General features: G+C 57.6%; 8 protein-coding genes. 2 read left to right on the top strand and 6 right to left on the bottom strand.

Annotated elements, in window-relative coordinates:
• Positions 1-360 (top strand): Ig domain-containing protein (locus tag NTW95_00600; GenBank protein ID MCX6555925.1); only part of this gene is annotated, 360 nt, incomplete at its 5' end.
• 26 nt (positions 361-386) lie between these two features.
• On the top strand, positions 387-1,034 hold the full coding sequence (locus NTW95_00595) for a hypothetical protein (protein MCX6555924.1): 648 nt from the start codon (positions 387-389) through the stop codon (positions 1,032-1,034).
• Positions 1,035-1,078: 44 nt separating this feature from the next.
• Here NTW95_00595 and NTW95_00590 read toward each other — a convergent pair whose 3' ends face one another.
• The 6 genes from NTW95_00590 to NTW95_00565 all read right to left on the bottom strand — a co-directional run.
• Positions 1,079-1,276 carry a hypothetical protein gene (locus NTW95_00590; protein MCX6555923.1) on the bottom strand — a complete coding sequence of 66 codons (198 nt, stop codon included), beginning with the start codon at positions 1,274-1,276 and terminating at the stop codon, positions 1,079-1,081.
• An 8-nt stretch (positions 1,277-1,284) separates the two neighbouring features.
• Positions 1,285-2,487, bottom strand: a complete 1,203-nt coding sequence (locus NTW95_00585) for a DUF4388 domain-containing protein (protein MCX6555922.1) — start codon at positions 2,485-2,487, stop codon at positions 1,285-1,287.
• Positions 2,488-2,520: 33 nt separating this feature from the next.
• Positions 2,521-2,721: a hypothetical protein gene (locus NTW95_00580; protein MCX6555921.1), complete on the bottom strand. Its 201-nt coding sequence runs from the start codon at positions 2,719-2,721 to the stop codon at positions 2,521-2,523.
• A 22-nt stretch (positions 2,722-2,743) separates the two neighbouring features.
• A complete protein-coding gene (locus NTW95_00575) occupies positions 2,744-3,886 on the bottom strand; it encodes a response regulator (GenBank protein ID MCX6555920.1) in 1,143 nt (380 codons plus the stop codon).
• Positions 3,887-4,023: 137 nt separating this feature from the next.
• Positions 4,024-5,382 (bottom strand): sigma-54 dependent transcriptional regulator, encoded by a 1,359-nt coding sequence (locus tag NTW95_00570; protein MCX6555919.1) that lies wholly within the window; start codon positions 5,380-5,382, stop codon positions 4,024-4,026.
• On the bottom strand, positions 5,372-6,139 hold a 768-nt coding region (locus tag NTW95_00565), incomplete at its 5' end, for a HAMP domain-containing sensor histidine kinase (protein ID MCX6555918.1). The genes NTW95_00565 and NTW95_00570, both read right to left, overlap by 11 nt.

Genomic DNA, 6,139 nt, shown 5'->3' with positions numbered 1-6,139 from the left:
TTTTTTCGCATCCAGATGGGGCAGGCGGACATCGGCATTCAAAACCTGAGTATGAGCCAGCCGATCGTGGACGATCATGCCCCGACCTTCCAGGCCATAAGCGAGCACAGCGTCGAGGAGGGAGAGCAGCTCACGTTCACCTTAAGCGCCACCGACATCGACAACGATCCCATCACCTACCGCTGCCTGAACCTCCCCGACGGCGCCAGCATCGATGCGCACAGCGGCGTTTTTGCATGGCTGCCGACCTACGCGCAGGCGGGAGTGTACGATCTGCAGTTTGCCGCCTCGGATGGCATGAGCGAAACGGTGTGCATCGGCAGGGTTACCGTAACCAATGTCAAGCGCAAGCAATGGTAACGCGCAGGGGGAGAACGATGGCAACCATGAAAAAGAATCTCGGGCTAGGCGTCGTTGCCCTCGCCGTTGTATGGCTGATCGCCGGCGACCTGGCGGCGATCACCGTTCCCAAAAAAAAGCAATTCACCCTGCGCGGCGGGCTGAACCTGTTCAGCGCCTGCGGCAGCGCCAGTGACTACCGGCCCGGGGAGAACGATTTCCCCGTCAACCCGGCGTTCACGGCGCCGGCGGCGGGGATCGGCCTGACGTTCTTCTCTTCGCCGTCTGCGGCCATCGGCTTCGACGTCGCTTACGGCGCCTCGGCCAATGTCGACTTGCGCGATCCTGCCGATGGCGAGACGATCAGGGCCGCCACGCCAAAGAGTCTGATGGCCGCATGCAGCCTGTTCCAATACCTGCGGCTTTCTCGGCGGCTGCAGTTTTCCGTTTCCCTTGGCGCCGGCGCCGAAATGCGCATGGCCAAGGGGGAAGAATATATATCCGACCTGGGCAGCCGCATCATCATCAGCGCCCCCGCGCCCGTTATTTCGCCCCTGGCCGTCGCCGGGATCGGCTGGCAATGGCTGCTTTCCCGGGAAATGGCCGTGGGCCTGGAATGCCGCGCGTTTTGCTTTTTCAGGGGCCCGGTCCAGTTCCTCGTTTCTCCGGCGCTGACCCTGGGATTGAAATTTTGATCAAGCGCGCAACCGCTCCCGGCCGAGGCGGCATGGCGGGAAGGCTATTTTAAAAAATCGTCGATGTCCTGCCCCAGTATTTCCGTGGCCGTCTTCCTGACGCGCTTGACGATTTCGGCCTTGTCGCGGATGACCGCCGCCTGCTGCTGTGAGATGCCGGTCTTGAGAGCGAGCGTCAACCGACCCTGGAGGCCGCCCTTGTCTTCGACGATCCGATAGATACGCAGTAATAGTTTGCCCATCGTTTCTCCTAGAGGCTGCATTCAACGGCGATGGAGCCATCAAGGGTTTTCAGCGCCTTGGGCAGGACGATGTTCAGCAGCAGCCCCAGTCGGTCTTTTACTCCCTGGAGCAGGAATCCCCATTGCAGCTCCTCATGGACCACGATGAAGACCAGCTGATCGTCGTCAAGGTCCAGCAGGTAGTATGCCCCCAAAGCCGGGAAACGGCTTAGCTGCAGGGCGTTTTTCAAGGATTTGGTTATGGCGGCGAACGAAGAGCAGGCCAGCGGACTCGAATTCCAACCGGCCAACGACCGGCTGTTATGGGAAAGAAAAATGTCGGTCAGCATCAGTTTGGCCGATAGGGCTTCCCGTATTTCCGTGACTCCCAGGTTTAGTTTTTTCAGGTTCAGGACGAGCTTCCGATCCTGGCGGACGAGATGCAATGATTCAATGCTGCCCACGCTGGTTTGCCCCGCGCTCTTGCTCGACTGCGAGGTATTTGTTTTTTTTAAGGGCGATGCCATGGGTGACAATCTTACGCCGCGGGTTTTGCCCGGAAGAATGTCGGCGTAAGTTTCAACGCTGATGTTTTCCCAGGTGGCCATTTGTTCCCACGCGGCTCGACCGGTAAGTGCATCCGCGGCGGCGTCGATCAGACCGCCTCTGCGAAAAAGCAAAATGCCATGGTTGGTTCCGGCCGCGACCATTATCCGGCCGCTCCATTTTTCGAGGTTCAGCAATTGCATGAATTGCAGCAACGAGATGCTGTGACTCGAGCCCCGATTGTTTCCATCGCTTGCGGCCAGAATCAAGGAGATGCCATCGCTCAATGCGTCGTGATTTTCAAAATAATGAACCTGCTCGTATTCCTTGGCTTTTTCCTCGATCTGGGGCAGCAGGAAGCCGTTGAAGATGAAGAGGGGGATAGCTGGAAACCCCTTCAGAACGCGCAAGGCTGCCAGGGTGGCGCCGATCTCCCGGCCGATGTCGATGACCACGGCGCTGATCGGCTGCTCTTCCAGTGTTTGTCTTAGAGAAGCGATGTCCGCTGTCGTCACGGCGAGAAAATTTCCGTTCCTGGTAGGCTTACGTAACTTGGCGGCCACGCCCATTCCCGGCTTGCCTTTATCCCGGAAGATCAGAATGTGGCGGAGTTTGCCGTCTTCGTTCAGCATGGACGGTTGCGGTTTATGAGGCAGCGGCAGCCGGTGCTGGCCTTGACGTCGCACCAGCCGGTTCCCTGGCGGCTGCTGGAATCTTTTTTATTGCTGCAAGAATTCGTCGATGCTGAAGCCCAGGATGTCGCTGGCGATCGTCTTGAACTTCTCGATGATCTCGGGTTTGTCCTTCATTTCCTCGGCGTCCTTTTTGGGAAGACCGGTGGCCGAAGCTAATTTGATCCGGGCCGAGTTACCCCCCTTATCCTCGACGATTTTGTAGATTTTTGATAATTTTTCGCCCATGTTATTTTCTCCTACTCGTTAATCAGTTGCTGGTAATGGCATCCTCGAACGCGGCGATCGCCTTGGGCAACGCAATGTTCAGCAACAGCCCGAGCTGGGCCTTTTTTCCGTCGATGAGCATGCCCCAGATGAAGTCGCCCATGGGAATCAGGACCACCATTTTGGCATCGACCAGGTCGAACAGGCAATATTTGCCCAGGATGGGGAATCCCGACTCCTTCAGCGCCCGGTTGGTCGAGGTGATGATCTGGCCGAAAAGGGCGCAGGCGGCGGGGTTGGAATTGAAACCGGTCACCGATTGCATGTCGGCGGTTCCGAAAATGTCGGCCGCCAATAATGCACCACCGAGGTTTTCTTTTAAGATCTCGATGGATTTGTTGAGTTTGGAAACGTTCATGTGATCCTCCTTTTCAAATATATTTATTTGATCCGTACTGTTCAGGGTTTCGTATTCGATCAAAGGCTCCACGCTACGCTCATCCTTGCGGCGGAAACTTTCGAGCAGCAATTCTTCGATGGAGAATGGTGTTGTTTCGCCGTCGGGGGAAAAGTTTTCATCCAGCTCGATGGCCACGTTTTCCCAGTCGAGGATTTCCAGGGCGGCGGCGAGCCCGGTTTGGCTTTCGGCCTGGGCGTTTTTCAGATCGCCGCTCAAAATGCTCAGGGTCCCCGTTTTTTCATTGCTCTTCACCGAAAGCGTGCAGGTCATTTTTTCCATCCAGACGAGCTGCAGAAAGGAAGCCAGGGTGACGCCTTCGATGCGGCTTGTTTTCTTGCGACTCAGTTCATGGAGGATGTGGTCGCGCAATTCGTCGAAGCCGATGGGTTTTTCCAAGTAGTGCACAATTCCCAGCTTTTTGACCTGTTTTTCTATCTGCGGCGATCCGAAGGCGGTCATGACGATGACCGGCACCTTGGGATATCGGTTGTGCACATGGGCAAGCAAGGCGATGCCGTCCATAACCGGCATGCGCAGGTCGGTGATCAGCAGGGCGATTTCGTTGGCACCGAAGCAATCGAGGGCTTCCTGGCCGTTTTGCGCCGCCAGCATTTTGAAGTTGTATTTCTTTTCGTACGCTTTCAAGCCATCGGCGATGCTTTTGAGAAATAATTTTTCATCATCGACGATTAACACGTTCCGGGTTTGGGCGTTGGCTTGTTTCACGTTTTTTGTGAAGCAAGTCCCATACCAAGATGGGGGATGGAGAAAAAGCAGCATGGCAAAGGTTTTGCGCAACGGGTGGTTTTAGAACTGAAAAAAATTGCCTGTCAATTAGTGACAGAGTGGCAGAAACTGATAGGCTATCTGCTATTCCCGGCGGTCAGCTTCTTTTTCAACGTATTGAGCGAGATGCCCAGGGCCTTGGCCGTCCGGGTCAAGTTGCGATCCAGCCTGGCGAGTGTCGCTTCGATATGCTGGAGTTCGATCTCGGCCAGGGGCAGGATGTTGCCCTCGGTTTTCGCGGCAGCGGTTGTCCCGTCGGCTCCCGGGAGTTCGGGAATCAGCGCCGCCAATTGGAGTGTGCCCTCGCTCGTGCTTTGCAGGATGGCCCGCTCGATGACGTTGCGCAGCTCGCGCACGTTTCCCGGCCAGGAATAGGCTGCCAGCTTTTGCAGCTCGGCCGCGGCCAGGGTCAATTTCCGGTGCGGGGCGATCTCCGCCAGGAAAGCCCGGGCCAGGTGCGGGATGTCCTGGCCCCGCTCGCGCAGCGGCGGCAGGTGGATGCGGATGACGTTGAGGCGGTAGAACAGGTCTTGGCGGAACTCCTTTCGTTTGATCCGCTCTTCCAGCGCGATGTTGGTCGCGGCGAGGATGCGCACATGGATAGGGTGGAAAACGACCCCGCCGATGCGGCGGATCTGCATCTCGTCCAGCACGCCCAGCAGCTTGGCCTGCAGGTGCGAGCTCATTTCGCCGATCTCGTCGAGGAGGATGGTCCCGTTCTCGGCAATCTCCAGCAAGCCCTTCTTGAGCGCGTGCGCCCCGGAGAATGCCCCTTTCTCGTGGCCGAAGAGCTCGCTCTCGATCAGGTTCTCCGGCAAAGCGGCGCAGTTGATGGCCATGAAAGGGCCGCGGCGCCGGCTTTGCTGGTGGATGAGCCGGGCCACCAGGCTTTTGCCGCTGCCGGTTTCGCCGGTGATCAGGACCGGCGCAGGGGTTTCGGCCGCGGCGCGGACGAGTTCCATGATCGGCGCCAGGCTGCCGGTTTTTCCGATCAGGGCCGCTCCGCCCTGGCTGCGGTCGTTCTGGTAATGGATGCTCTCCTCGGCCTTTTCCAATTCGTTCACCCGCAGGCACTTGTCGATGGATAGCTTCAGCTCCTTTAGGTCGAACGGCTTGGTCAGGTAGGAGAAGGCCCCGTTCTCGATGGCCTGCAGGGCATTTTTAAAACTGGGAAAGGCCGTGATGAAAATGATCTTGGCTGTTTCCGAATGAGCGATGATCTGTCGGCACAGGCTGCTGCCTTCGCCGTCGGGAAGCTTCTGGTCGAGCAGCACGACGTCGACATGGTGGCTGGCGCAGGTCTGCAAGCCCTCCTGGCCGCTGTGGGCGATCAGGACCTCCAGCGTGTCGCTGGCCAGGAATTCGCGCGTCATTTCACAGAGCAGGCGGTCATCATCGATGATCAGAACGACGTGCCTGGCGAATTCAGCTTTCATGATCGGAAAGCCCCGGCAGCAAAATGAGCACTCCCGTGCCCCGGTGCTGCTGGCTGGTGATGTCGATGGTGCCGTTCATATGGGTTAGCAATCGCCTGGCGATGGTCAGGCCCAGCCCGATGCCGCGCGGCTTGGTGGTGAAGAAGGGCAGGAAAAGTTCATTTTTCTTTTCATCGGCGATGCCGCAGCCGTTGTCGGCGATGGAGATGTGAACATGCCGCCCGGATGTTTCGACCCGGATGTCGATGCGCGGATCTTTTTGTCCGGCCAGGGCGTTGATGGCATTGCCGATGATTTGCAGCAGCACCTGGTGCAAGGCCCGGGGATCGCTCTGGCAGTGCCGGGCGGACGGTGGACAGGTCAGGCTGACGCCGATGCGCTTGTCTTCGATTTCATGCTGCAGGAGCTGCAGCAGGTTTTCCAGCAACCCGCGGATGTCGGTGTCCTTGATCGTCAGCTGTTCGTACAGGTTGAGCGACTTGATCGATTTCAGCAAATCTTCCAGGCGGCTGACCTCGCCATGCAGACTGTCCAAGTATTCGCGCCGGGTCTCCTCGTTGTAGCGGTTGAAATTGTTGATCAGCACTTCCAGGGTCATTTTGATGGAATTGACCGGGTTGCCCAGTTCGTGGGTCAGGTTGAAGAAGGTATAGTCGAGCATGTCCATCAGCTTTTTGTTCTCGGCGATTTTCTGGGTCTTGGTCTTTTCCGAAATCTCGCTGGCCAGGATCCAATGCAGGCCGTTGGCCTCCGGGTA

The sequence above is a fragment of the Candidatus Aminicenantes bacterium genome, assembly GCA_026393795.1.
In the GTDB taxonomy this organism is placed as follows: domain Bacteria; phylum Acidobacteriota; class Aminicenantia; order UBA2199; family UBA2199; genus UBA2199.
The sequence above is the reverse complement of the archived record's forward strand: the minus strand, read 5'-3'. Positions and strand labels throughout refer to the sequence as shown.